Consider the following 23976-nt stretch of genomic DNA (forward strand, 5'->3'; position numbering starts at 1 on the left):
AGTGACGGAGAGCGAGGCACAGCGTCTCCTTGACGCGGCGAGAGTGACCGTTGCGCCAGTGCAGAAGTGGAAGTTACTTCGAGAGCCGCCTATAGAGTGCATCCAGTTCGGCCGCATGGTGCGTTACAGACGAACAGACGTATCGCGATTAATCAAGGCGTTGAGAGCATCCGGGGGCTAACAGATGAATGAGACCGCACAAAAAGAACGGGCCGCCGAGGGACAGGCAGGGCGGCCCAAAGATACGACGATGATGAGTAGGCAGGATAGCACGATGGTTCAAGCGGCTTTGCTGTACGCCGCCGAGGGGCTGTCTGTGTTTCCGGTCAACTCTATCGGGAGCGATGGCGAATGCACATGTGGCAAAGGTGCGAAATGCCGTACACCCGGCAAGCATCCGCTTATCGAAGACTGGCAACACAAAGCGACGCGCGATGCCGACACTATCCGCCAATGGTTCCGCAAACACCCGCACGCAAACATCGCGTGTCACGTTGGCAAGTCCGGTATGGCAGTCATCGACATCGACCCGCGCAACGGCGGCAATGAGAGCTTTGTGCAGCTACAGCACGAGCATGGTCCGATAGCAGCAGAGATGGAGGCATTGACGGGCGGCGGCGGTAAGCATCTCTACTTCCGCGCTCCCGCAGACGCTCACCTTCCCGCCAAGCTGGCAGACGGCATCGACCTTCAGCGGGGAGACAAATACGTTGTTCTCCCGCCCTCCCGTCATGCGTCCGGCAAGCGTTATGCATGGGCAGATGGCAAGGGTATCGACGGGCGGTGCATGCTCGATGACTTGCCCGAGTGGTGCGCCAAGGGTCCGAGGTTGAAGGTAGTGCAAGCCGCCGTATCCGATGACCTCGAAGACGATATGCCCGAGATGACGCGTGCGCTAAATATGTGGCGCAACGAAGCCGCAGAGCGCGACCTTGAGAGGGTAGCGAGCGCACTGAAGGCGATACCGGCCGATGATCGGGAGACATGGCTCAAAGTTGGCGCGGCGCTCGAAGGAGACTTTGGCGAAGATGGACGCGAGCTATGGGACGAGTGGGCGCAAGCGTCGCCTAAATACGATGGCAGCGACCAGGAGCGGACGTGGAATGGCTTCACGAGCAGACCGGGCGGCGTCACCATCGCGACCATCTTCCATCTCGCGAAAGAGCGTGGATGGGTTGAGCAGGTGGAAGTAACTTCCGGAAGCGCGGACGGTCTCGACACTGGCGGCGACATCTCCAATGGGCGACGATTCGCGGCGGCCTATCGCGGTCTGCTGCTGTTTTGCGGCGCGCTCAAGAAGTGGCTTCGATGGGATGAGTTTCGCTGGGTGTGGTGCAACGTCGGGGAGCCGGTGCAACTCGCTAAACGAATCGCAGAGCAACTTGTTAAAGAGGCGATGGTGGAAGCGAGACTCAGCCCAAGTGACGAAGCAAAACAGAAGTTTCGGCAGGCGGTCACGGTTCACAACACGGAGCGCCGCATTCACTCGATGGTTTCGATGGCGGCCCCCGAGCCGGGCATGCAGATCGCGCACCCCGGCGAACTCGACGCGGACCCGATGCTGCTGGGTGTACGCAATGGTGTTGTTGACCTTCGAAAAGGCACGCTGCTGGCGGCCGACCCGAAGATGCTGATTACGAAGCAGGTAGCAGCATCTTTCGACCGGCATGCCGAGTGCCCGCAGTGGGAGACGTTCCTCACGACTATTTTCAGCGGTGACCGCGATGTCATCGACTTCATACAGCGGGCACTTGGCTACACCCTTACCGGGCTGGTGGACGAAGAGAAAGTCTTCTTTATGTACGGTCACGGTGCGAATGGGAAGAGCGTGTTCGCAAACGTCATTGCAGGCGTGTTCGGAGAATATGCCGTCACGGTCGGGTCCGAGTTGCTTTCTCGGAAGGATGGAAGCGAGGGGGATCGGTACAAGGCGAAGCTTCCCGGCGCGCGGTTGGCACTCGCCAACGAGATCGGATCGGCCGACGTATGGGACGACCAGCGGCTGAAGGATATCGCCTCCCGAGAACGCATTGCCGCGCGGCAGCTTTACGGCGAGGCGTTCGACTTCATGCCGACGCACGCACTATGGATTCGTGGCAATCACAAACCGGGCATTCTCGATGCGGGGGATGGCATGTGGCGGCGAATTGTCCTGATCCCGTTCAAGCGGCAATTCGCTGAAAGCGAGCGCGTGCCTGACCTCGACAGAAGGATTCTCGACACGGAGCGAGATGGGATTCTCCGATGGATGTTGGATGGCTGTATCGAGTGGCAGCACAGCCGCTTACGCATTCCGGATGTCATCGCGGCAGAGACAGCCGAATACCGGGCCGATACGGACCTGCTGCGGTCATGGATTGAGGATCGTTGCGATGTCGGCTCGAATCGGCGTCTGTCGCGACAGGATGCATATCAGAGCTATCGCGGCTTTCTAGACAGTCAAGGCGTGAGAGCCCCCTCGCAGGTAGTTTTTGTGCGCCAGATGGAGGACCGTAACTTTGCCCGATTGAAAGTCATGGGCATCCGTTACTTCGGCGGGCTGGAATTGAGGGTAAAGAGCGACAGGGGATTCGCGGACGAGGCAGATGACCTGTGAGCGATAGGGGCAGGTAGGGGCAGCTTTTTGCCCTTTTCTAAAAACTATCCCATTTGCGCGCGTGAGAGAGAAAGTTGGAAATGCCTTAAAAGCTGCCCCTACCTGCCCCTAATCACTGTTTTTCAGCCCTTTCATCGCCCTTGAACTGAGAAATGCACGTTGGAAGTACTTCCAATAGCGCGATGGGGGTGGCGGATGTTCGACATATATCGAACAAAGGTGGTATAGCGCGACTGAGAAATTGTGCGGCAGCGGGGCTCTGCGCCCTCGCCCTGTAGTCAAAACCGCCAGATGGGACCCGCTCATACCTAATAGGACTCCTCTGCACTTAGTGAGACCTCAAGGCACTGCGGCACTGCGGAACCAACGAAGTAAGCGGCGTTGGAAGTTACTTCCGAAATGCGGCAGCAACGAACTGTGTGCTGGAAGTACTTCCGAACTGAGGCACTAACGGACGGCGCGATAGAAGTTACTTCCGAATCGCGGATTGGTTTATCAACGGTCGCATTGCGGCCATAACGGAGAGCAGCATGAAAGACAGCACGACGATGACATTTGACGAACTGGACGCACTGCGGGGCAGCGTGAATACGACTGTGGCGAAGCGGCGTAGTGAGATCGGCGCACTGGCCGAACGCAGCAGAAAGGCCAAGGCCGCGCTCACGAAGGCACTCGCAGACGCGACACCTGCACCCATTCCCGCCGAGGAGCGCGAGCGGCTTGAAGGTGTGATGCGTGACCTTAGCGCGGCACGGACTGTTGAGATCGGTGCGGCACACGCGGACGGCCGCAAGCCGAACACGACGAAGCTCGACAAGGCAATCAGCCAGGCTGAGAGCGACCTTGCCGCATATCAGGAGCAACTTGAGGCAGCGAAGGAGGCCGAGCCTGCGTTCGAGGAGAAGCGTGAAGCGGCGCGTGCTCGCCATGCTGCGGAGGTCACGGAGATCAATGCGAAGGTGGGGGCGATCAAGCGCGTTATTGCTGAACAGGAGCGGCTTCTGGCAGAGGGAGCGATGCGATACGCCTGCCACGCGGCGCTTGCTGCGGCGACCGATGAGATGGTGGCGGACCGGCTACAGCGACGCGGCGATTCGCAGAGCGAGACAGCGGGAAGGATGGAAGAGATGTTCAAGGGCAGCGCGTTCTCGGACCTTGCGCGGCACTTTGAAAGAGGCACTTCCGCCTTGCGCCGCCGTGACGTGGAGCTAGAACGTCTTGCTGCGGCAGGACTGGACGTTTCCAAGCCATTCGATCCGGGAGCTATTCCGACTGGTTCCACACACTTCGCGCGCACCGTACCGCAAGGGCCGCGTGTGATCGAGAGCGAGCCGACTGATCCGCGTGAGCGACGTTATATGCATGCGGGTGCGTTTGCGGCAGACGGACGGCGGATTAACTGATGAGAGCCGGGGCGGCCTTGCGCCGCCTCATTCACTATCGAGCGATCAAGGGGGATGCAATGCCAGCAGGAATGCAGTGCTTCGACGGGCAGGGGCGACTCACGGTGGACTTCACATCGCGCCTGTCGCGTGTGCTGGGCTCACTTCATATCGACGGGACTGCCGGGAGCATCTACGATCCGAATCTGACTCAGGGCGAGCCGTTCGTGTCGTTTCAGCAGGAGGGCGTTCTGTACCATATCTCCGGCGACACGGCGCTTCCGACATTCACTATCTCGGGAAGCACAATTTCGTGGACGTACAGCGGCGCGCAGACGAACTATCACACCAACGTGCAAGGGTGGATGTTTTACGGCGTTCGATAGGGAGACAGGGGCGGCGCAATGCCGCTCTTAGCGATGCTCGAAGCGATCCAGCACGCGATGTCCGATGAAGGCGACCAAGCCGAGCAGCAGCGCGCCATAGAACAGATGGCCGTTTATAGCGAGATAGGCGAACCCGGCGATGCCGGATACCAGAAGTGCCAGTAAACCCCATCCGAGACCAATCATTTTCGCCCCCGTCGCACTGCGTTGTGCGTTCGATTATGGACGGGCGGCCGGAGAGCGGCAAGCGATGGGCAAGTTACCCCTGTGTTACCCCAAAGAAAAAGGGCTTGCGACCCGAAAGCCGCAAACCCTTGCTGGTACTGGTCGGAGCGAAAGGATTCGAACCTTCGACCCTCTGATCCCAAATCAGATGCGCTACCAGGCTGCGCTACGCTCCGACGAATCCGAGATTCTACGTGGCATTGGGTGCCAGAGTCAATCACGAATTGCGTCGGGGTGAAAAAAGGTCTCGGGCGCCGGTAGCGGGCCGCAAAAAGTTGCGCCGCGGTGTGCGTTCGTTCGGGATGTGCACAAGCGCACGCGCGGCCGGTTTATCCCCTCAGTGCCGGCGACGCATCCAGTGTGGCATGTGCTGGTGTGTGACCCAGTGATGCAGCATGCCTTCGCCGTCGTGTTCGCGCTTGTAGGTTCTCGATTCGAAAATCGACAGGGCGAGCAGCACGAGCAGACCTATTGCAAGTCCGATCAGACCTGCGATCGATTCAGCGTCCATGGCAGTCCTCCTATGACACGCAGTCATGCCTTTATAGTAGGTCACGCGTAACAAAATGGGAGGAGGGAGACTGCCAGGCGCGACGTCGTCAAATACGAATTGCAGGTAGACTCTCGGCGCTTTGTTGCCGTTATTGTCATTCTGTCTCGAGAGTCTATGAACTGCGTTTTGTTGATTGCGTTGATGCTGGCTGCCGGGCTCGCCGGCTGTGCCAACGACCCTTCCGGGCATCATGGCGGTCCGCCGCCGAAAGATCCCGTCGATTACCATGGCGTGCCCACCGACGACCGGCCGCCCGTCATCGCGCCCACGCTTTGACCGCTTGCCGGGAATGAAAGCGAAGGCCCGGCGCGGGCACGCCGGGCCTTCTGACCCGCGCAGACTGTTTGCGCGGAAAGCGCGGGCTGCGTTTATTCTAGGACGAGGTGCACGCGTGATATGTGTGCGCTTGTTTCAAGCCGTAACTGCATGTGGCGTTGCGGGGATGAGCGCATAGCGCGTCGTTCATGTGCGGCGCTGCAAGCCGCGCGCGTTCGTAAGACAAAAACACACGGCGCATGGATGCCGAACAAGGGCTAGGCGCCCGCCATGCCACGCACGACGCCCGGCAAAAAGCGCGCGAGCGTGACACCGCGAGCGGCCATGAAGATCAGCATCGCGGCCCACAAGCCATGATTGCCGTACAGCGCCAGCAAGGCCCACGACGCCGCGATGAACACCGCAAATGACACTACCATCGACGTCATCAGCTCATGCGTGCGAGTGGCGCCGATAAACACGCCGTCGAGCAGAAAACCCCACACGGAAATCACCGGCAAGAGCGCGGCCCACGGCAGGTAAGTCTCGGCCGTGGCGCGCACAGCGGCCTGATTGGTCAGACCTTCGATGATCCACGAGCCCGCACCCCAGTACACCAGCGAGAAGCCCAGCGCGCCGAGCGCGGACCACAGTGCCGTCACCTTGATGGCCTGCGCGAAAGCATGCCGGTCGCGCGCGCCGATCGCCGCCCCAACCAGCGCCTCGGCAGCGTGCGCGAAACCGTCGAGTCCGTAGGCCATGAAGGTCTGAAAATTGAGCAGCAGCGCGTTGGCGGCAAGCGTGGCGTCGCCTTGCCTCGCGCCGAGATGCGCGAACCAGCCGAACGACGACAGCAGACAGAGCGTGCGCACGAAGATATCGCGATTCAGCACCACCAGACGCTTCAGCGCGGTTGCGTCGAAGAGGGCGGCGCGGTTCAGCGCGGGCAAATCGCGCGGCCTGCCATGCCACAACAACGCGGCGCCGAGCACGAAGCCGAGTGCGTCGGCGGTGGCCGTGGCCGCGCCGATTCCGGCCACGCCCCAATCGAATACGTACACATACAGCAGCACCGCCGCGATGTTCACGCCGTTGATGAACACTTGTGAGAGCAGCGCGAGCCGCACCTTCTGCGTACCGAGCAGCCAGCCGAGCACTACGTAGTTGCCGAGCGCGAGCGGCGCGGCCCAGATGCGTGCGTGGCAGTAGATCTGCGCGTTGTGCTGTACCGCGTCGCTGCCGCCGATCAAGCGCAACGCGTAGCCGATCAGCGGCACTTGCAGCAGAAGCACCGCTGCGCCGATCGCCGCCGCGAGCAACAGCGCGCGTACGACGTTGTTGCGCAGCTCCGCGCGATCCCCCGCGCCGTGCGCTTGCGCGACGAGGCCCGTGGTGCCCATGCGCAGGAAGCCGAAGCCCCAGAACACGAAATTGAAGAACAGGCCGCCGAGCGCCACGCCACCGAGATAGGAAGCACCGTCCAGATGGCCGGCGACGGCGGTGTCGACCGCGCCGAGAATCGGTTGTGTGAGATTGGCGAGGACAATTGGAAACGCCAGCGTGAGCACCCGGCGGTGCCAGCGCACAGGACCGGCCGCCGTTGTCGCGGCCGCGCCGCCCCTCACGGGTACGCCTTTCGGCGCGTCCGCGTTGCCGCTCAATTGCGTTCCTGCACGCACACCCATGGCGAGACGACCACCGCCCACAGATCCGGATCGCGTTCGGCGAAATCGGCGGCGGTTTCCGCCTGCACGCGTTCGACGAGGCCGGAAGACAGCCATTGCGTGACCTGCGTGGTGTCGTCGCTGGCGATGGCCTCGGCGACGCTCACCAGATCGATGTCGCGCGCGACGCGCAGCAAAATACCGCGGGCGAAAAAGCGTTCGAGTTCGGCCCAGCCGATTTTGGCGGTTTCGGCGAGCAGCTTGGCGTACAGCGGGCTATGAGTGGCGTCGTTGGAAGTCATCGTAAGCGGGTTCTGACGGGGCCGTTACTATAAACCATTGGCGCGGACCGCCAGGGCGGGGCGCGTTCCGGTACGCTTAGTGTCTTTCGAAATTCATTCTGAACCTTCATGTCACTGGATTCAACGGCGCCGGCAACAGGCGCGCAAGCTCATGTGGTAACCGGAGCTACCCTCGCGCGCACGGACCTGGAGCGCCTCCTTGCGGCGAATGGTGCGGCAAACAAGGCGGGCAATAAAGAACCGCTGCACTTCACCGACTGCGATTTCGAAGGCGCCGATCTATCGCGACTCGATCTGCGCGGCGCCGAATTTCATCGTTGCACGATCGTTGAAACCTCGTTTTTCGGCGCGACGTTGTCGCATACCCGCTGGGTCCGTTGTCGCGGCCGCGAGGCGGATTTCGCGTCGGCTGATCTGGTCGACGCGGCGTTTCAGTCGAGCGATCTGAACAACACCAGTTGGCGGCGCGCCAAGCTTGCCTCGGCGTCATTTCACAGCTGCAAGCTGACCGGCGCCAATTTCGAAGCATGCACGTCGCTCGGTTTAAGCTTCGTCGAAACCTTGCTGGTGGGCGCGCATTTGCGCGGTCTGTCGTTTCGTAAGGCCACGCTCCAGCAACTCGATTTCTCCGATGCCGATCTGGCCGGGGTCGACTTCCGCGAGGCGATTTTCGATGGCGGCAGTCTGAAGGATGCGCATCTGAAAGGCGCGCGCTTTGACGGCGCGGACCTGCGCGAGGCTGATTTGAGCGGCGTGCGGCTCGTCGATGCGGCGCTTTTCAAAGGCGCGACGATTTCGCATCAGCAGGCGGCGGTGCTCGTGACCGAACTCGGGTTGCGAGTCATGTGATCGTGTTTTCTAGCTGGCCGATTTTTAACCATTCGGCCAGTTTGAACGAATGGCTGCATCTGCTTATCATCCGATTTATCGATTAATTAAAAACAGCCGATTTTCGACTTCGCAATTTGTCGGTTGATTTGAAGATTTTTAATGTATTCGCCATTCGCGAATTTGTTGCGAGGAAACACGTTGCCTATGCGCGTCGCTCATTATCTGCTAATGCGTCGATATGGTGCGTTGGCGCACTAAAGGTTCGCAATGCGTAAAGCGTCAAAATCATACCGGGCGCGGCTAGCGGAAATCCGCCAGAGGGCTTTTGTCAGTCTTTTTCGGTGGCGCGCGGTAGATGTTTGATTCATAAGGTCTTGTGAGCGGCTCATGGGATTATGGGCTCGCCGTTTCCATGGTGTGTCGTCCGGAGCAGATAAGATAATTACCCCGCTTATTCCCGGTATTTTCCTTCACGTAATGCGGATTCCGTGCGCCGCGTCACATTATCTGCACAATTAATAGATTGCGCTTGTAAAAGCGGGTTGTTAGATTCAGTTCTGGCGCATGGTGAACCGGTCCTTTGCCGATATGCGCCGAACCCCCGTTAGCCCGGCCTCGTGCCGGGCTTTTTTTCTGCCCGGTCATTGCCGATTCCATCCTGAGTCATTGCGGTTTCACACGTGGCGCGGATCATGAAAAGTTACTTTTTCTTACCGCCGGTCATGACCTGGTTGATCATTTTCCTCGGCATCTGGCCGATTGCGCTCCGCGTGCTGTTCGCCTTCGCCGCACGTGTCGATCCGCGCTCCGGACGCTGGCGCCGCCGCTAATTCGAGCCGCGCTGTGCCTTGCATTGCTACGTTACCTTCACTGCTTGCAGCGAATCACCATCGACCGGTTCTTCACATTCGCACCGAAAATCCCACCGACCGAGCCGCCCGAGGTGGCGCCGTTGTCGACGTCCTTCGAAACGACGTCGTAGCCATAGTTGCCGCAGACTTCGCCGGCGCGCTTGTAGCACTCGGCCCAACTGGAGCTGGCGTCACTGCCGCTGCAATTGATGGCAAAGCCCGTGTCGCCGCTCGGCAGGTAAGTCATCGTAGTGGTGCTCGAGCAGCCGCTGAGGCTGCCGAGCGTAAGCAGGCCGAGGCCGATCGCCGCGGCCGTCGCGACGGACGCAATTGCGCTCTTCATTGCAGATTCCTTACAGATGACGGGGGAAGACGTGGCGCGAGGCCACGTCATGCATAGGATTGAGCGTTTTATAGCACGCCCGGTTCCCTCGACTGCACTTGCAGGGCGCGTGCCTGACCGCAGGAAGCGGGCGCAGAAGCAACGGCCCAACTCACTCTCGGAAGACCGCTAGCGCGGCGGCAGCGCCCGCGATGGGTCGATTGAGCGGCCCTGATAACGCAGTTCGAAGTGCAGCATGACGCGATCGGTGTCGGTGTCGCCCATTTCGGCGATCTTTTCACCGCGGGCGACCGACTGACCTTCTTTCACGAGCAGCACGCGGTTGTGTGCGTAGGCAGTCAGGTAATCGGCATTGTGCTTGATGATCAGCAGGTTGCCGTAACCGCGCAAGCCGTTACCCGCGTAGACCACTGTGCCGGGCGCGGCGGCGACCACCGGGGTGCCCGCCGCCGCGGAAATATCGACACCCTTCGAATTGGAGCCGTCGAAGCGCCGGATCACCGTGCCGTCAGCCGGCCACACCAGCGAGATCGTCGAAGCCGGCGCGGACGTCGGCGCGCTATCGGCCGGAGCCGAACGCGGCGCGGCCGAAGCGCTCGCGCTTCCTGAGCCGCTGCTGCGTATTGCGCCACTTGCGGACCCGCCCGCAGCGCCATTACCTGGCGGCGTGACGCGCAGCACCTGCCCGACCTCGATGCTGTCAGGGTTGGTCAGATTGTTCCAGCGCACGATGCTTTGCACCGACGCCCGGTTGCTGCGCGCGATTTTCGATAGCGTATCGCCCCGTTCGACGCGGTAAAAGCCTGGGCCCACCGGAGCGGACCCGCAGGCGGCAAGCACCGCCAGCAAAGACGCGCAGGCGAGCCGTTTCATCATTCTTGTTGGGTTAAGCATTGGACCTCGCAAAGCGCTGCCACGCGCCGATCCCGATCACGTGGCAGGTAGATGCAAAGCGTCCGATTCTAACGGTTTTGCGCTGCAGCATCCGAAAAACGGACGCAGAGGAGGATACGAACGACGGGAACGCGGCGAAAAGCCGCGTAATCCATCACGTCGCGATGAGCGGGGAACCCGCAATCAGCGCAGCTTGCTGACACCGATACGCAGCGCAGCCGTCTCGGTTTGCCCCGGTTCGAGCCAACGCAATCCCATGCCGTTGTGAATCGCGTCCGGCAGACCCAGCCATGGTTCGACGCAGTAGAAGTCCGAGTCAGCGGCCTCGGTCCATGTCGTCACCGCGTACCAGGGCACCGAGTCTGGCCGTTGCAGGTCGATCGTGATGAGCCGGTTAAGACCGGGCGCGACGAGGCGTACGGGTTGGTCCGGCGCACCGACGAGACAATGGAAGCGATCGTGAATACGCGCCTCGTCGAGCGTGTAGCGCGCCGCGCCTGGCTCGGCCGCGCTGATCGAGCCGTCGTCCTGCTGATAGCACCGTTCGGTGCGTGGCAGTTCCAGCGAGGTTTCGGCGCGCTGCGTGTGCGGCAGCGTGAAATAGAAGTGATGACCGGCGTAGTAAGGCAGCCGTGTGTCGCCCGTATTGGTGGTGCTCAGCGTGACTTCCAGCGTATGCGTATCGACGAGCCGGTATGCCGCTTCGAAACGGAAGCCGAACGGATAGCCGACGCGTGTCGCGTCGCTGTCGGTGAGGGTCATGCGCAGGCCGGCGCCGTGCACATCGGCGTGGGCTTCGAAGGGCAGGTCGCGCGCAAAACCATGCATCGGCAATTCGCGCACCGTGCCCTGTGCGTCACGCCAGTAGCCGATTTTGCCGTCGACGCGATGCCGGCCGAGAAACGGAAACAGCAGCGGGTTGCCGCCGCGGATCCTGGCGGGCTGGCTCCAGTCGGCGTTCTCGGGCCAATGAATCACCTCTTCGCCGTCGATCGTCCACGACAGAAGACGGCCACCGGCTTGCGGCGCGATACGGAGCACGGAGGTGTCCTGGGCGATCTCGAGAATGTCCTGTTGCGGGGAGAGGGGCATGGTCGATGGGCTGGTTGGTAAGGGTTTGAATGCGGGTTGAATGTGAATTCGAGCGTGAGAATGTGATTCAGATACGAGCTACGTGCGGGTCGAGCGTGGCTCGAACGCGGGTTGAGAACGGTTGAACGCGCCGCATGACAACTCGCGAGAGAACGATTTTGCGCTGCTTTGCGCTACGGGGAAACCCTTCTGGGGAAATTGCGGGTGTCGGAGAAGCACTATCTTTACCGATAATCCACGGACTGCCCGGTCACTTCAAAGACCGGGCGAGATCGGCTCAGGAGGCTTTATGGATCTCGCAATGGCAATGGGTGTGGTGCTGTTCGGCATGTTCGGGGTGAGCACGGTCTACTTCTTCTACAAGCTCGAGCGTTAATCCAGTCATCTGCTTCACCATCTGCTGGGCCGTCAACGCGGACCTGGCATGAGCCTCGCGCATCCAGCGCACCGAATCCTCAATCAGGATGGCAGGGCAGCCGCCGACGGCGCTCTGTTTCTTTTTCTGCGGCGTAACAACGGTTTCCAGTTGTGACGCAGCGCATCAATATTTCCCCAAATGCGGTTCAAACGCTTGGCGCTGACTTTGCAGCCAGGCATAATCGGTGCGCTTTTGACGCGCCGTGTATTTTCTATTGCGGCGCGCTGTTCCCCGACATTTTCCTTACAAGGACCGCCGCGTGAACCTGTCGTTTCTGATTTTCCTGAGCGTGCTGCAAGGCGTCACCGAACTCTTCCCGGTCAGCAGTCTCGGCCATACGCTGCTCGTGCCCGCATTGTTCGGTATGCATATCGACAAGCATGCACCGCAGTTGCTGCCGTTCCTCGTCGCATTGCACCTCGGTACAGCGTTCGCGCTGCTGTGGTACTTCCGCAAGCGCTGGTGTGCGCTGGTGCGCGGCTTCTTCGCTTCGTTCGGCGGCCGTCGCAACGACGATGCGCACATGATGTGGGCGCTCATCATCGGCACGATTCCAGCGGGTCTCGTCGGGCTGATCCTTGAAAAACGGCTCGAGCGAATTTTTCACGATCTGCGCATCGTTGCGATTGCGTTGATCGTGAACGGCGTGTTGCTGTGGTTCGGCGATCGTCTGCAGCGCTCGCGCGCGCATCAGCCGCCGGAGAAGCTGACCTTCCGCCAGGCGTTTTTCGTCGGCCTCGCGCAGATCGGCGCATTGATTCCGGGCTTTTCGCGCAGCGGTCTGACGATGATCGCCGGCAATGCGGCCGGTCTCACGACTGAGAAGGCCGCGGAGTTTTCGTTCCTGCTCGGCACGCCGATCATCTTCGCGGCCGGCGTGCTCGAATTGCCGAAACTGTTCCATGCGCCCGGCCAACTCGCCGATGCATTGCTCGGCGGCGTGCTGACTGCAATCGCCGCTTATCTCAGCGTGCGTTTTCTGATGCGCTATTTCGAAGGCCGCGGACGTCTGGCTTCATTCGGCGTGTACTGCGTGATCGCGGGAATCCTGTTCCTCGGCTGGTTTATGTTGCATCCGCAGCCGGTCTGATTGCGTTCGATATGCCTGCTACTGCCTGCTAATTGCTGACGGGCGGTGGCGGGTAAGAAGTGATCGGTTATAATCCGGGCCCGACTCAACCTGTCGGGCCCGTTTTGTTTTGTGGCAAGGTGGGTTGACTGCAGATCGGCGTTGCCGCGCGGCGGATCAGATTTCCAAGCCCCGGCCCGGTCAGTTAGAATTTCGGTATCCCGCGAACCCTGTGGCAGCGATATTGCACAGGTTCCAATGCCCGATATGGGATCTCATTGCGGGCGATGCATGCTGTACACGTTCGTCGTGTCGCATCGCCTCACGTCAATACGGCAGTAGCTCAGCTGGATAGAGCATCGGCCTTCTAAGCCGAGGGTGGGGGGTTCGAGTCCCTCCTGCCGTACTTCAAATGCCTCGCGCCGCGCATCGAAGCCCCACAGCTGCGATGCGCGCCTGGCCGTTTACCCTGCCGGCTGCACGTCGATGGAATCGACCCGGTTCGGATAGAACGCCAGATGCTGAGCGATCTCTTTCACCGCTGCGTAGGGCGACTCGTAGGTCCAGACCGCGTTCACTGTCCGCTCGCCGCCAATCGGAATGCTGTAGTACGCGCATTCGCCCTTGTACGGGCAGTAGGTCGCGTGATCGGTGCGCTCCAGCAGCGTCATCTCGACGTCATTGCGCGGAATGTAATACACCGGCGGATACGAAGCCTCACGAAGCACGAGCGCATTGCGTGTATCCGCGATCACGCGGCCGGCTACCTTGACCACCACACGGGCTGTGTCCGGTTCGACCGTGATCGGATGATCGGGACCGGGGACCTTGATGATTTTTTCAGTCATGCTGTCGAACTCCTGGATGAGTGGGCAAACCTGCAATACGTCGCTAAGGGTTTCGAGCCGCCATCGGCGGGAATGATCGCGCCCTGCGTCGAAGCATACGCCGGTCATGAAAACGTAGTGTGTCGCCGCTTGCGTCTTTCACGAGTGTCGTGCATCGCCGGTTAGCGCGTGCGACGAACACAAAAAAGGGCAGCCGAAGCTGCCCCGTCAAAGTCCCGCCATCAGGCGGACTGTTGCTTACTGATATTCCTGGTCGACAGATCGCGGACCGGTTAGCGTTGCGCGTCACTTGATGAGCGTTTGTTGCCGTCCGCTCATCGCTGAAGGCATTGCCGAGTGCTTACTGCTTGATGTTCAGCGCGGCCGTCAGGTCGCCCATCGGCTTGCTGCCATTGCTGACCAGCGCAGCATCGCGCGTGGCGATGCCTGGCAGCGTCGGCAGCGAAAAGCGGTGCGTGATGAAGCGCAGAATCGACGTCGTGTCGTACTGCGTGTGATCGACGAAACCCTTCTTCGCATACGGCGAGATGATCAGCGCCGGAATCCGCGTGCCCGGACCCCAACGATCGGCCTTCGGCGGCGCCACGTGGTCCCAGAAGCCGCCGTTTTCGTCGTACGTCACGACCACCAGCATGTTGTTCCACTGTGGGCTTTTTTGCAGATGCGAGATCAGGTCGGCAATGTGCTGGTCACCTGAAGCGACGTCGGTGTAACCCGCGTGCTCGTTCAGGTTTCCCTGCGGTTTGTAGAACGACACTTGCGGCAGTGTGCCGGTATCGATCGCCTTGATGAACTCGGAGCCTGCCAGACCGCCGTCGAGCAGATGCTGCGAACGGTTCGCGGAGCCCGGTGCGAGATCGGCGAAGTAGTTGAACGGCTGGTGATGCGGCTGGAAGTTCGGCGCCGTCAGATTCGCGCCGTAGATCACGTTCGACGTGCCGGTTTGCGCCGCCGACACTGCCGCGCCCCACGCGCCGCCGTACCACGCCCACGACACCTTCGCGTTGTTCAGCAGATCGCCGATATGCTGTTGCGTCTGGGCCGGCAGCGTGGTGGCCTGGGTCGGATCGGCGAGATTCGCGTCGCCGCCCGAAGCCGCCTTGTTGCCGCTCGGCTGATACGGCGGCTGCATCGTGTTGATCGCGTAGAAGTCTGGCGTCAGGTTGCCCGAAAGCACATATTTCGGCGGTCCGCTCAACGCCGAAGCCGGCGAGTTGGTCGCAAGCTTCAGCGTGACACCGTCGCTTTCAACCGAAGAGATCGAGGCCGCGGCCGGGCTCTTGTCCGCATTCGGATAAGTCGGCGTGCACGCGCAAACCAGCCACTGGTGATTCAGGAACGAGCCGCCGAACGCGCCCATGAAGAAGTTGTCGGCCAGCGTGTATTGCTGGGCGATCTTCCACAACGGCAGCTTGTCGGCATTAAGCGTGTAGTGACCCATCACGAGGCCGCCGGAATCCGCCCACGCGGCGAACTTGTCGTTCTTGCCGCCATTGATCTGCATCTGGTTTTCATAGAAGCGGTGATACAGATCGCGCGTGGTGGCCGTGATCGGCGTGTTGAAACCCTTCGGGTCGTCGATGGCGAACGGGCTGTTCGGCAGATTGGCCGTCATCGCCTGCGTCACCACGGGCGTCACGCCGGTTTGCGTCAGACCGTTCCACACTTGCGGCAATGTTGCAAGCGCCGTGCCGTTGCGGTCGACCTGCGTGGCACCCGCCGCCGTCACGTTCTGCAGACCGTTGGCGCCCGGGAAGTTGCCGTACAGATTGTCGAAGCTGCGATTCTCCGCGTAGATCACCACGACCGTCTTGATCGAGGTGATATCCGGCTGCTGGGTGACATTGTCGCCGCCGCACGCATACAGACTCAACGCTGCTGCGATCGCGATAGGCGTCGCGCAGATCAGTTTTTTGTTCATTTGGTATGTGTTCTCTCTCTCGCGTTGGGGACGGGCCACGTGCATTGATTACACGGATGGCCGCGAACGAAAGTTTGGAGAAGGAATTTGACAGAAAGATGTAATTAATTACGAATTGCTTTGGTTTCGTCATTTCTGTCGGCTTCATGTCATTTAGCCGACATGTCGATGAAATACGCTCGCGGACTTCAATATCGCAAACTCACATCATTCATATGCGGCTTGGTCTCACGGGGATTCGGAAAATGGCGGTTCGGCCGCAGGCACGGCGGCACGCGGGGCCGGCAGGTATTGGCGCCATGCTGACGCTCGCGCTCGCGGCAATGACCATGACCTTGGCGGCGTGCGATGCCGGCTCGTCGGCTGCGGGGAGCACGGCGCAGGCGGGCGGCAAGGCAGATGCAAGCGGCTACGCGCAAGTGAATGCCAGGGCGGATATGAGCGCCAGTGGCAACGCGGGTGTCGAGTCTCAAGCGAACGCGTCGTCTGCATCTGGGAGTATGGCGACCTCGACCGTTGGAGTGAGCGCCCGTGAAACCGGCCAGACCCGTGCGCAAGTCTACGAATCCGTGCGGCAGATGACGGCGCTGGGCAAGCAGTTGTTCTTCGACGCGTCGCTGTCCGGCTCGGGCAAGCTGGCGTGCGCGTCGTGCCACAGTCCCGATCACGGCTTTTCGCCGGCGAATTCGCTGTCGGTACAACTGGGCGGCAACGACATGCACCGCACCGGCATGCGCGCCGCGCCGACGCTCAAATATCTGCAATCGGTGCCGGCGTTTGCCGAGCACTATCACGAGTCGGACGACGAAGGCGATGAAAGCGTGGATGCCGGGCCAACCGGCGGCTTGACGTGGGACGGCCGGGTCGATCGCGGTTCGGACCAGGCGCGCATTCCGCTACTGTCGTCGTTCGAAATGGGCAGCACACCTGCGAAGGTCACGACGGCGGTGAAGGCCGCGCCGTATGCCGACGCTTTCCGCGTCGCATTCGGCGAGCATATTTTCGATAGCGACGACGCCACCTTCAAAGCCGTGCTGCAAGCGCTGGAAACCTTCGAGCAGACGCCCGAACTTTTTTATCCCTACACCAGCAAGTACGACGCGTATCTTGCGGGCAAAGCACACCTGACCCAGGCGGAGCTACGCGGTCTGCAAGTCTTCAACGACGAAAAGAAGGGCAATTGTGCGAGTTGCCATATCAGCCAGCGCACCATGGACGGCGCGCCGCCGCAGTTCAGCGACTTCGGTCTGATCGCGATCGGCGTGCCGCGTAACCGCGCGCTGGCGGTGAATCGCGATCCGCATTTCTACGACCTTGGCGCATGCGGGCCGGAGCGTACCGATCTGAAGGGCCGTGCTGAGTTTTGCGGCATCTTCCGCACGCCGACGCTGCGCAACGTCGCGTTGAAGAAGAGTTTCTTCCACAACGGCATTTATCATTCGCTCGATCAGGCGGTGCGTTTTTATGCGCAGCGCGACACGAATCCGGAAAAGTTCTATCCGGTCTCGAAGGGCAAAGTGCAGAAGTTCGACGATCTGCCGCAGCGTTATTGGGCCAATCTGAATACCGAGCCGCCGTTCGATCGCAAACCGGGTGACAAGCCGGCGCTCGACGAGGCTGAAATCAAGGACGTCGTGGCGTTTTTGAATACGCTCACCGATGGATATAAGGCGGGAGATAAAGCTGGGAAAAGCACGGCCGCGAATTGATCAACGGGCGGTGGCTGTACGGCCAGTTCAGGCAGTATGTGTAGCGGACGTAGTCATCTGCCTGCGCCGGCAAGGATGTAATAGCAGCCGACCAGTAGCAGCGCGAACGACATCAGGACGCACCCAATGCCGACGCGTGTCAGCAGATTCGGCCAGCGTGGGCGCGGGAGGCTATCCATTTGCACGATGCGCCGCGCGAGACCAGGATCGCGACTGATGGCGAACGGCACGAGCGCGACGCAAAACAGCGCGAGCGCGGCGGCAAAGGTTTCGAGGGCAAACGAGATGTCCATAAGAAGGCGTTGGAAGCTTGATCAGCGCTGCAGCGCAACAGACCTATCTTAAGAAGAAGTTTCATCAGTAGATATGAGACGTGTCCTAAAATGACGCGCAGCCGTCCTGGCCGTTCGTTCTGACCAGGCGGGAATCGAACGCTGCAGGCTGCTGCGAGGCCGCTTCGAGGCGGTCACTTCAGGCGGCATGCTATGCTTTTGGGGTCCAGATCACGAGCCGCCGCGAGCGCACTCGAGACCGCCGAACTACTCTTCGAGGAGAACCCTTCATGTCGATGCAAACCCGTGCCCTGTTTCATCTGACCGTCGGTGGTCTACTGCTTGCCGGTGCCGTCGGCGCGCAAGCGGCAAACCTCGGTTTTCTGAACGACACGCCGATCAGCTACATGAAGCAGCGCGACGTCGATTCGATCAAGAATGCCGTGATCACCGCCTTGAATGACAAGCAGGACGGCGAAAGCGCGAGCTGGGTTAATGAAGGCACCGGCAACAGCGTCAAGATCGACGCGACGATCACCATCGCCAGCACCGCGAAGGACGGCGAGCGCACCTGCCGCGACGTCGGCGTCGTACTGAATGCGAAAGGGCAGTCGACGAGCCTGCGTCCGCAGTTCTGCAAACAGGGCAGCGGTAACTGGCAGTTGCAGAAAAAGCACTGAGCATGCGGGCCGGTATGACAACGGGCACCGGCTTGCCGTCGGTGCAGCCTGAAGCCGTGCGCCCTCGCGGCGCAATGCGCCGATGAGCGCGCGGGTCGTCTCGTGCGGTGTCGTACTGCTCGACCCGCACGGTCGAGTCTTGCTCGCGCACGCTACCGAAACATCTCACTGGGACGTTCCAAAAGGGCATGGCGAAGAGGGCGAGGCGCCTCACGTCACGGCGTTGCGCGAGATGGTCGAGGAGACCGGCATCGTGATTGAGCTCGAGCGTTTGAAGGATCTCGGACTATTCGTCTACCGGCGCGACAAAGATCTGCATCTGTTCGCGGTGCGTGCAACGGCCGACGAACTCGATCTGACGGTGTGCACCTGCACGTCGCTGTTTCCGCGCCGCTCTGACGGTACGCTGATTCCCGAAATGGACGCATATCGCTGGGCCGCGCCGGACGAGGTCGAGCGGTACGCGAGCCGTAGTCTTACCCGGCTCTTTCAGACCACGCTTTCGCTTGCGGAACTGCATCGAACGCTATAACGGCAGATTTTAAGCGCCGGCGCCACCGGCACCCGCGCGTTTACTCCACGCGCTCAGTCGAGCGCACGGTCGTTCGGATGCGCGAATAGCGCGCGGTTCTGCTCCGACAGCGGAAAATTCAAATTGATGCCTTGCGGCGGAATCGGCTGCGTGAACCACTGGTTATACAGACGTTCCGCGTCACCGGCAGTCTGGCCACGCGCGATCACGCCGTTCACGAGCGTGCGGAACGGCTCGTCGCCTTTGCGAAACATGCAGGCGTAAACCTCGTAGCCGAGCGGCGTGCCGGTCACCACGAAATCTTCGGGGTGCGTGTCGGTCGATCTGAAACCGTACACAATCGGCTCGTCCATCACGAAGGCCACCGCCCGGTCCTCCTTGAGCGCGGTGAAGGCCTCCGGATGATCGCGTGCGCTCGTGATGCGCATGTTCAGATGCTTTTCTGTGTTCAGGCGGCGCAGCAGGCGTTCGTCGGAAGTGCCTGCGGTTGTCACGACCGTCTTGCCGGCCAGGTCCGGAAAATCCGTGATGCCACTGTTTTTGCGGGCGAGCATGCGTACTGCGTACTGGAAGAAGCTGTCCGAGAAGGCGGCCACGTTTTCACGTTCCACCGTATGCGTAGTTGAGCCGCACTCCAGATCGATCTGGTTGTTCAGCAACATCGGCGTGCGGTTCGACGAGGTCACGGTGATTTCGTGCACTTTCAGTTGCGGCAGACCAAGCGTTTTCTTGATTTCGTCGACGATCTGCAGCGCGATGGTTTGCGAGTAGCCAACGGTGTGCTTGCCGTCGAAGTACGAAAAGGGAATCGACGCTTCACGCACGCCGAGCACGACTACGCCGTCGTCGTGGATTTTCTTCAGCGTGCCGGAGAGTTCTTCCGCATGAGCGGGGCACCCGAGCACCGTCACGCCGAACGCGACCAACGCCATGAGTGCGCAACGCACGCTTTGTGCGACGCGCGGGGCGTGCGTTATGTACGGAGCAGGAGCAGTACACGCCTGGCGCGTACCTCGTGCCGAGCCCCATGCACTGGCCCCGCGGCGGGCTGCAACTTTCATCGGGTCTCCTGGACTGGCGCGTGCACGTATGCCGCGCTGTCACTTGTCGATGGAACATGATGCAACAAAAACGGCGTGCATCCCGCTCACGAAATGCACGCCGTATTCAACTTCAGATGCGCTTCGCGCGGTAGCCGCTCCAGCTTACGCCGGCTTGCCCCAACTGTCGCGCAAACTGACGATGCGATTGAACACGGGCTTACCCGGTTTCGAATCGACGCGGTCGGCGACAAAATAGCCATGACGCTCGAACTGATAGCGCTGTTCCGGCAACGCGTCACGCGCACCCGGTTCCAGGTAGGCGTTGACCACGCGCTTCGAATCCGGATTCAGCGCTTCGAGGAAGTCGCGGCCACCGGCGTCCGGTTGCGGTTCCTTGAACAGACGGTCGTAGATACGCACTTCGGCCGGGCACGCGGTTGCCGCGCTGACCCAGTGAATGTTGCCCTTGACCTTATAATTGTTCGCGCCTTCGGTGCCCGATTTGCTGTCCGGGAAGTAATTGCAATGAACCGCGACGATGTTGCCGTTCTCGTCTTTGTCCGCGCCAATGCACTCGATCACATAGCCGTAGCGCAGGCGCACCTTGTTGCCCGGGAACAGGCGGAAGTAGCCTTTCGGCGGCGTCTCGGTGTAGTCGTCGCGCTCAATCCACAGTTCGCGCGAGATCGGAAACTCGCGGACGCCCTGTTCCGGATGATGCGGGTGGACCGGTGCGCTGCACGGCTCGGTCACGCCTTCAGGGAAGTTGTCGATGATCAGCTTGACCGGATCGAGCACGGCCGCGGTGCGCGGCGCCTTATCGTCCAGATCGTCGCGCAGCGCGCCTTCGAACACGCTCATGTCGATCCACGAATCGACCTTGGTGACGCCAATACGCTCGCAGAACAACTGGATCGCTGCCGGCGTGAAGCCGCGGCGGCGCACACCGACAATGGTCGGCATACGCGGATCGTCCCAGCCCTCGACATGACCTTCGGTCACCAGTTGCAGCAGTTTGCGCTTGCTGGTGATCGCATAGGTCAGGTTCAGGCGCGAAAACTCGATCTGTTGCGGCAGCGGGCGCGTGAAGATCCCGGCTTCGGCCAGTTCGTTCAGAATCCAGTCATACAGCGGGCGATGGTCTTCGAACTCGAGCGTGCACAGTGAATGCGTGATGTTTTCCAACGCGTCCGAGATGCAGTGCGTGTAGTCGTACATCGGGTACACGCACCATGTGTCGCCGGTGCGGTAGTGGTGCGCGAAGCGGATCCGGTAGATGACCGGGTCGCGCATGTTGAAGTTCGGCGACGACATGTCGATCTTCGCGCGCAGCACATGCTCGCCTTCCTTGAACTCGCCGGCTTTCATGCGGCGGAACAGGTCGAGGTTTTCCTGCACCGAACGCTCGCGGAAGCGCGACGGCGTGCCGACCTCGGAGGCCGAGCCGCGGTTCGCGCGCATTTCTTCGGCCGACTGGCTGTCCACATACGCTTTGCCGCGTTCGATCAGCAGTTCGGCGAACTCGTACAGCTTGTCGTAGTAGTCGCTTGCGAAGTAGAGCTGTTCGTTGCCGTCTTTTTCCCACTCGAAACCGAGCCAACGCACGGAGTCGATGATCGAATCGACGTATTCGACGCTTTCCTTTTCCGGATTCGTATCGTCGAAGCGCAGATGGCACACGCCGCCGTAGCTGCGCGCCACGCCGAAGTTCAGGCAAATGCTCTTGGCGTGGCCAATGTGCAGATAGCCGTTCGGCTCAGGCGGAAAGCGCGTTTCGACGCGCTGGCCCCACTTGCCGGTGCGGTTGTCTTCGTCAATGATATTGCGGATGAAATTGGATGCCGCTGGCGCGTCGTTGCGTTCGGTATTCATGCGAGAAGGTGAAAGTCGGTCGGGGCGCGCAATGCGCCCACTTATCTGTCAATTCTACCTGACGAGTTCGCTCGCGGCAGGCGAGTGCGGCGCGCAGCCAACGTTTGAGCGGTTTCGGCTGTTTTTTGGGGTCAGGCGAAATCCTGCAGGCTGCGTTTAAGGTGCTGTAACAGGAGGTAAAACGGTTTGTTGGCGCATGCGCCGGCGACTTAGGATGCGGGCGGCGCACTCTCCGCCTGCGTGCTGCCCGATCTTTTGCGGGGTAGCGCGGCCCACGCCCGGTCGCGCAACGCGTGCTCGCGCTGCCGCAGTCCAGTCAGGACACGCTTCCCTCGTTTTGCACGAACCTATGCCATTCGTGCAACATGATGTCCTCAGTTCCCGGAGTTTCTCGGATGTCCGTTCCCTCGCACGACGCGCCTCGCGCGCCTTTCGCCTCTTTGTCTTTCGCCCGAATCGTGACGGCCGCGGCCATAGTCGGCGCGCTCGCCGGCAGCTTTGTCGCACCGGCCCCCGCGCTCGCGAAAACGCCGCCGCCAAAGGCCGTACTGGACGCGTCGGCGGTGGCCGTGCCGGATCGCTACAGCGCTGACACCGCGCAGCAGATCTTCGCCGCCGGTGGCAACGCGGTGGACGCTGCAGTGGCGATCGCTTTCACGCTGGCCGTGACCTGTCCGGATGCGGGGAATATCGGCGGTGGAGGGTTCATGACGGTATTCATGGACGGCAAACCGTACTTTCTCGACTACCGCGAGCGCGCGCCGCAACAGGCAACCCGCGACATGTACCTGGACGATAAAGGCAACCTCGTACCGGGTATGAGTCTCGTCGGCCATCGGGCGGTGGGCGTGCCGGGCACTGTCGAGGGCATGTGGGAAGCGCAGCAGCGCTTTGGCAAGCTGAAGTGGAAACAGGTGCTGGCGCCCGCAATCCGTTACGCCACTGACGGCTTCCAGGTCGAGCCGTGGTTGCAGCAGCGTCGCGACGCGGCGGCGAAGAATTTCGCCGGCAAGACCAACTTCAATGCCTACTTCTCGAACCTGAAGGCGGGCGTGATGTTCCGCCAGCCTGAACTCGCGCAAACCCTCTCGCGCATCGCCGGCGATGGCGGCCGAGAGTTCTACGAAGGCCACACCGCGGATCTGATCGCCCAGCAGATGTACGGCCACGGTCTGCTCACGAAGCAGGACCTGATTCAATACAAGGCCGTCTGGCGCCAACCGCTCACCGCCGATTGGAACGGCTACAAGATTGTGACCGCGCCGCCGCCGAGCTCAGGCGGTATCGGACTGATCCAGATGCTGAAGATGAAAGCCGATCTGAAGCAGGCGTTCGATGGTCTCGAGCTGAATTCCGTGCCGTATGTCCATCTGATTGCGCAGATCGAGGACCGCGTGTTCGCCGATCGCCAGCAATACATCGGCGACCCCGATTCGTACAAGGTGCCGGTCGACAAACTGACCGACGACGCCTACCTCGCGCAACGCGCCGACGAAGTGAAACCCGACGAAGTGCCGGGCGCCGTGCCTGTCAAAGGCGGCCTCGGCGACGCCTTGCCGGAAAAAGCGCAAACCACGCATTTTTCGGTGGTCGACAAGTGGGGCAACGCCGTGTCGAATACCTATACGCTGAACGGGTCGTTCGGTTCCGGTGTGGTGGTGGACGGCGGCGGCTTCATGCTCAACGACGCAATGGACGACTTCGTCACCAAGCCGGTTGCCGTTGGCGCGCCGGGCGCTGCGGCCGACGACCTGAACACGGTGGCGCCGGGACGGCGGCCGCTTTCGTCGATGACGCCGACCATCCTGTTGAAGGACAACAAGGTGTCGCTCGTGATCGGCACGCCCGGTGGCTCGCGAATCCTCACGTCGATTTTCCAGGTGATGATCAACCTGTACGATTTCAATATGACGCCCGCCGACGCTTTGGCCGCGATGCGATTCCATCATCAATTGCTGCCGCCGAAGACGATCTACTTTGAGCCGTATCACCCGATCACGGGTGAGCTGGCCGACCAGTTGAAAGCCAGAGGCTACACGCTGGAAGGGCAGTCGTTTAATAGTGACGTGCAGATGATCCGCGTCGAAGGCACGACGCCCGAGCCGGCGGCCGATCCGCGTGGCGTGGGTGTGGGCCGCGTCATGCCTTGAAGCGTGGTTTCGGCCGGGCGAAGCGAATAATTGCGGAAAGGAACTGCGGAAGCAAATTGCAGAAACGAACTGCAGAAACGAACTTGAT

General features: G+C 61.0%; 23 protein-coding genes and 2 tRNA genes. 12 read left to right on the plus strand and 13 right to left on the minus strand.

The genetic code is table 11. The features are described from left to right. The first annotated feature begins 184 nt into the window (after positions 1-184). The 3 genes from PQR40_RS06630 to PQR40_RS06640 all read left to right on the plus strand — a co-directional run bounded on the left by PQR40_RS06630 (position 185) and on the right by PQR40_RS06640 (position 4364). The gene (locus PQR40_RS06630; protein WP_408508642.1) at positions 185-2596 is read left to right on the plus strand and encodes a phage/plasmid primase, P4 family; all 2412 of its coding nucleotides are present in this window, start codon (positions 185-187) and stop codon (positions 2594-2596) included. A gap of 530 nt (positions 2597-3126) precedes the next feature. Then, positions 3127-3999 (plus strand): hypothetical protein, encoded by an 873-nt coding sequence (locus PQR40_RS06635; RefSeq protein WP_408508643.1) that lies wholly within the window; start codon positions 3127-3129, stop codon positions 3997-3999. Positions 4000-4058: 59 nt separating this feature from the next. Next, a complete protein-coding gene (locus PQR40_RS06640) occupies positions 4059-4364 on the plus strand; it encodes a hypothetical protein (RefSeq protein WP_408281602.1) in 306 nt (101 codons plus the stop codon). A 27-nt stretch (positions 4365-4391) separates the two neighbouring features. Here the strand turns inward: PQR40_RS06640 and PQR40_RS06645 are convergent, their stop codons facing one another. From PQR40_RS06645 to PQR40_RS06655, 3 genes are all read right to left on the minus strand, one after another. Continuing rightward, on the minus strand, positions 4392-4550 hold the full coding sequence (locus tag PQR40_RS06645; RefSeq protein WP_408508644.1) for a hypothetical protein: 159 nt from the start codon (positions 4548-4550) through the stop codon (positions 4392-4394). Positions 4551-4688: 138 nt separating this feature from the next. After that, a tRNA-Pro gene (locus PQR40_RS06650) sits at positions 4689-4765 on the minus strand. Between the two features lie 161 nt (positions 4766-4926). Further along, positions 4927-5100 (minus strand): hypothetical protein, encoded by a 174-nt coding sequence (locus tag PQR40_RS06655; RefSeq protein ID WP_201070012.1) that lies wholly within the window; start codon positions 5098-5100, stop codon positions 4927-4929. Positions 5101-5256: 156 nt separating this feature from the next. Here PQR40_RS06655 and PQR40_RS06660 point away from each other — a divergent pair, with 156 nt between their 5' ends. After that, positions 5257-5418 (plus strand): hypothetical protein, encoded by a 162-nt coding sequence (locus PQR40_RS06660; RefSeq protein ID WP_408508645.1) that lies wholly within the window; start codon positions 5257-5259, stop codon positions 5416-5418. A 257-nt stretch (positions 5419-5675) separates the two neighbouring features. Here the strand turns inward: PQR40_RS06660 and PQR40_RS06665 are convergent, their stop codons facing one another. Then, positions 5676-7082 (minus strand): MATE family efflux transporter, encoded by a 1407-nt coding sequence (locus tag PQR40_RS06665; protein WP_408508646.1) that lies wholly within the window; start codon positions 7080-7082, stop codon positions 5676-5678. After that, on the minus strand, positions 7055-7363 hold the full coding sequence (locus PQR40_RS06670; protein ID WP_408222103.1) for a DUF2288 domain-containing protein: 309 nt from the start codon (positions 7361-7363) through the stop codon (positions 7055-7057). Before PQR40_RS06670 ends, PQR40_RS06665 begins: the two co-directional genes overlap by 28 nt. Positions 7364-7471: 108 nt before the next feature. Here PQR40_RS06670 and PQR40_RS06675 point away from each other — a divergent pair, with 108 nt between their 5' ends. Together PQR40_RS06675 and PQR40_RS06680 are read left to right on the plus strand one after the other, a co-directional pair. Next, positions 7472-8212 (plus strand): pentapeptide repeat-containing protein, encoded by a 741-nt coding sequence (locus PQR40_RS06675; RefSeq protein ID WP_408334058.1) that lies wholly within the window; start codon positions 7472-7474, stop codon positions 8210-8212. Between the two features lie 674 nt (positions 8213-8886). Next, a complete protein-coding gene (locus PQR40_RS06680) occupies positions 8887-9024 on the plus strand; it encodes a hypothetical protein (protein ID WP_408205892.1) in 138 nt (45 codons plus the stop codon). Between the two features lie 37 nt (positions 9025-9061). Here PQR40_RS06680 and PQR40_RS06685 read toward each other — a convergent pair whose 3' ends face one another. The 3 genes from PQR40_RS06685 to PQR40_RS06695 all read right to left on the minus strand — a co-directional run bounded on the left by PQR40_RS06685 (position 9062) and on the right by PQR40_RS06695 (position 11374). Continuing rightward, the gene (locus PQR40_RS06685) at positions 9062-9388 is read right to left on the minus strand and encodes a hypothetical protein (protein ID WP_408222099.1); all 327 of its coding nucleotides are present in this window, start codon (positions 9386-9388) and stop codon (positions 9062-9064) included. A 168-nt stretch (positions 9389-9556) separates the two neighbouring features. Further along, positions 9557-10282, minus strand: coding sequence for a peptidoglycan DD-metalloendopeptidase family protein (locus PQR40_RS06690; protein WP_408222097.1), 726 nt, complete (start codon positions 10280-10282; stop codon positions 9557-9559). A 183-nt stretch (positions 10283-10465) separates the two neighbouring features. After that, positions 10466-11374, minus strand: a complete 909-nt coding sequence (locus PQR40_RS06695) for an aldose epimerase family protein (RefSeq protein WP_408508647.1) — start codon at positions 11372-11374, stop codon at positions 10466-10468. Positions 11375-12051: 677 nt separating this feature from the next. On the opposite strand from PQR40_RS06695, the gene PQR40_RS06700 reads away from it, so the two are divergent. Together PQR40_RS06700 and PQR40_RS06705 are read left to right on the plus strand one after the other, a co-directional pair. After that, positions 12052-12882 (plus strand): undecaprenyl-diphosphate phosphatase, encoded by an 831-nt coding sequence (locus PQR40_RS06700; protein WP_408222093.1) that lies wholly within the window; start codon positions 12052-12054, stop codon positions 12880-12882. Between the two features lie 311 nt (positions 12883-13193). Then, positions 13194-13267 (plus strand) — tRNA-Arg (locus tag PQR40_RS06705). Positions 13268-13325: 58 nt separating this feature from the next. On the opposite strand, the gene PQR40_RS06710 is transcribed toward PQR40_RS06705, so the two are convergent. Both PQR40_RS06710 and PQR40_RS06715 read right to left on the minus strand, forming a co-directional pair. Then, the gene (locus tag PQR40_RS06710) at positions 13326-13709 is read right to left on the minus strand and encodes a DUF427 domain-containing protein (RefSeq protein ID WP_408508648.1); all 384 of its coding nucleotides are present in this window, start codon (positions 13707-13709) and stop codon (positions 13326-13328) included. A gap of 340 nt (positions 13710-14049) precedes the next feature. Continuing rightward, complete coding sequence (locus PQR40_RS06715; protein ID WP_408508649.1) at positions 14050-15630, minus strand: acid phosphatase; 1581 nt, start codon at positions 15628-15630, stop codon at positions 14050-14052. Positions 15631-15845: 215 nt separating this feature from the next. Between PQR40_RS06715 and PQR40_RS06720 the strand changes: the two genes are divergently transcribed. Then, complete coding sequence (locus PQR40_RS06720) at positions 15846-17339, plus strand: cytochrome c peroxidase (protein WP_408508650.1); 1494 nt, start codon at positions 15846-15848, stop codon at positions 17337-17339. A gap of 53 nt (positions 17340-17392) precedes the next feature. Here PQR40_RS06720 and PQR40_RS06725 read toward each other — a convergent pair whose 3' ends face one another. Beyond that, positions 17393-17632 carry a hypothetical protein gene (locus PQR40_RS06725; RefSeq protein WP_408228588.1) on the minus strand — a complete coding sequence of 80 codons (240 nt, stop codon included), beginning with the start codon at positions 17630-17632 and terminating at the stop codon, positions 17393-17395. Positions 17633-17901: 269 nt separating this feature from the next. Here PQR40_RS06725 and PQR40_RS06730 point away from each other — a divergent pair, with 269 nt between their 5' ends. Together PQR40_RS06730 and PQR40_RS06735 are read left to right on the plus strand one after the other, a co-directional pair. Further along, the gene (locus tag PQR40_RS06730) at positions 17902-18291 is read left to right on the plus strand and encodes an RT0821/Lpp0805 family surface protein (protein WP_408228591.1); all 390 of its coding nucleotides are present in this window, start codon (positions 17902-17904) and stop codon (positions 18289-18291) included. Positions 18292-18373: 82 nt separating this feature from the next. Beyond that, positions 18374-18823 (plus strand): NUDIX hydrolase, encoded by a 450-nt coding sequence (locus tag PQR40_RS06735; protein ID WP_408508651.1) that lies wholly within the window; start codon positions 18374-18376, stop codon positions 18821-18823. A 53-nt stretch (positions 18824-18876) separates the two neighbouring features. On the opposite strand, the gene PQR40_RS06740 is transcribed toward PQR40_RS06735, so the two are convergent. After that, positions 18877-19755: a transporter substrate-binding domain-containing protein gene (locus PQR40_RS06740; protein ID WP_408508670.1), complete on the minus strand. Its 879-nt coding sequence runs from the start codon at positions 19753-19755 to the stop codon at positions 18877-18879. 273 nt (positions 19756-20028) lie between these two features. Next, positions 20029-21738 carry a glutamine--tRNA ligase/YqeY domain fusion protein gene (locus tag PQR40_RS06745; RefSeq protein WP_408508652.1) on the minus strand — a complete coding sequence of 570 codons (1710 nt, stop codon included), beginning with the start codon at positions 21736-21738 and terminating at the stop codon, positions 20029-20031. A gap of 395 nt (positions 21739-22133) precedes the next feature. Between PQR40_RS06745 and ggt the strand changes: the two genes are divergently transcribed. Further along, positions 22134-23888: a gamma-glutamyltransferase gene (ggt, locus tag PQR40_RS06750; protein ID WP_408508653.1), complete on the plus strand. Its 1755-nt coding sequence runs from the start codon at positions 22134-22136 to the stop codon at positions 23886-23888. Positions 23889-23976 lie beyond the last annotated feature (88 nt).

Source organism: Paraburkholderia sediminicola (assembly GCF_046026855.1).
Taxonomy (GTDB): domain Bacteria; phylum Pseudomonadota; class Gammaproteobacteria; order Burkholderiales; family Burkholderiaceae; genus Paraburkholderia; species Paraburkholderia sediminicola_A.

Bases quoted from the DNA above. Each gene is read 5' to 3' on its own strand.
- PQR40_RS06710 (WP_408508648.1), bottom strand. From the start codon at position 13,709: ATGACTGAAAAAATCATCAAGGTCCCCGGTCCCGATCATCCGATCACG.
- PQR40_RS06665 (WP_408508646.1), bottom strand. From the start codon at position 7,082: ATGGGTGTGCGTGCAGGAACGCAATTGAGCGGCAACGCGGACGCGCCG.
- PQR40_RS06635 (WP_408508643.1), top strand. From the start codon at position 3,127: ATGAAAGACAGCACGACGATGACATTTGACGAACTGGACGCACTGCGG.
- PQR40_RS06660 (WP_408508645.1), top strand. From the start codon at position 5,257: ATGAACTGCGTTTTGTTGATTGCGTTGATGCTGGCTGCCGGGCTCGCC.
- PQR40_RS06740 (WP_408508670.1), bottom strand. From the start codon at position 19,755: ATGGCGTTGGTCGCGTTCGGCGTGACGGTGCTCGGGTGCCCCGCTCAT.
- PQR40_RS06735 (WP_408508651.1), top strand. From the start codon at position 18,374: ATGAGCGCGCGGGTCGTCTCGTGCGGTGTCGTACTGCTCGACCCGCAC.
- PQR40_RS06670 (WP_408222103.1), bottom strand. From the start codon at position 7,363: ATGACTTCCAACGACGCCACTCATAGCCCGCTGTACGCCAAGCTGCTC.
- PQR40_RS06685 (WP_408222099.1), bottom strand. From the start codon at position 9,388: ATGAAGAGCGCAATTGCGTCCGTCGCGACGGCCGCGGCGATCGGCCTC.
- PQR40_RS06715 (WP_408508649.1), bottom strand. From the start codon at position 15,630: ATGAACAAAAAACTGATCTGCGCGACGCCTATCGCGATCGCAGCAGCG.
- PQR40_RS06730 (WP_408228591.1), top strand. From the start codon at position 17,902: ATGTCGATGCAAACCCGTGCCCTGTTTCATCTGACCGTCGGTGGTCTA.
- PQR40_RS06745 (WP_408508652.1), bottom strand. From the start codon at position 21,738: ATGAATACCGAACGCAACGACGCGCCAGCGGCATCCAATTTCATCCGC.
- PQR40_RS06630 (WP_408508642.1), top strand. From the start codon at position 185: ATGAATGAGACCGCACAAAAAGAACGGGCCGCCGAGGGACAGGCAGGG.
- PQR40_RS06675 (WP_408334058.1), top strand. From the start codon at position 7,472: ATGTCACTGGATTCAACGGCGCCGGCAACAGGCGCGCAAGCTCATGTG.
- PQR40_RS06640 (WP_408281602.1), top strand. From the start codon at position 4,059: ATGCCAGCAGGAATGCAGTGCTTCGACGGGCAGGGGCGACTCACGGTG.
- PQR40_RS06695 (WP_408508647.1), bottom strand. From the start codon at position 11,374: ATGCCCCTCTCCCCGCAACAGGACATTCTCGAGATCGCCCAGGACACC.
- PQR40_RS06725 (WP_408228588.1), bottom strand. From the start codon at position 17,632: ATGGACATCTCGTTTGCCCTCGAAACCTTTGCCGCCGCGCTCGCGCTG.
- PQR40_RS06655 (WP_201070012.1), bottom strand. From the start codon at position 5,100: ATGGACGCTGAATCGATCGCAGGTCTGATCGGACTTGCAATAGGTCTG.
- PQR40_RS06645 (WP_408508644.1), bottom strand. From the start codon at position 4,550: ATGATTGGTCTCGGATGGGGTTTACTGGCACTTCTGGTATCCGGCATC.
- PQR40_RS06690 (WP_408222097.1), bottom strand. From the start codon at position 10,282: ATGCTTAACCCAACAAGAATGATGAAACGGCTCGCCTGCGCGTCTTTG.
- PQR40_RS06720 (WP_408508650.1), top strand. From the start codon at position 15,846: ATGCGGCTTGGTCTCACGGGGATTCGGAAAATGGCGGTTCGGCCGCAG.
- PQR40_RS06680 (WP_408205892.1), top strand. From the start codon at position 8,887: ATGAAAAGTTACTTTTTCTTACCGCCGGTCATGACCTGGTTGATCATT.
- ggt (WP_408508653.1), top strand. From the start codon at position 22,134: ATGTCCGTTCCCTCGCACGACGCGCCTCGCGCGCCTTTCGCCTCTTTG.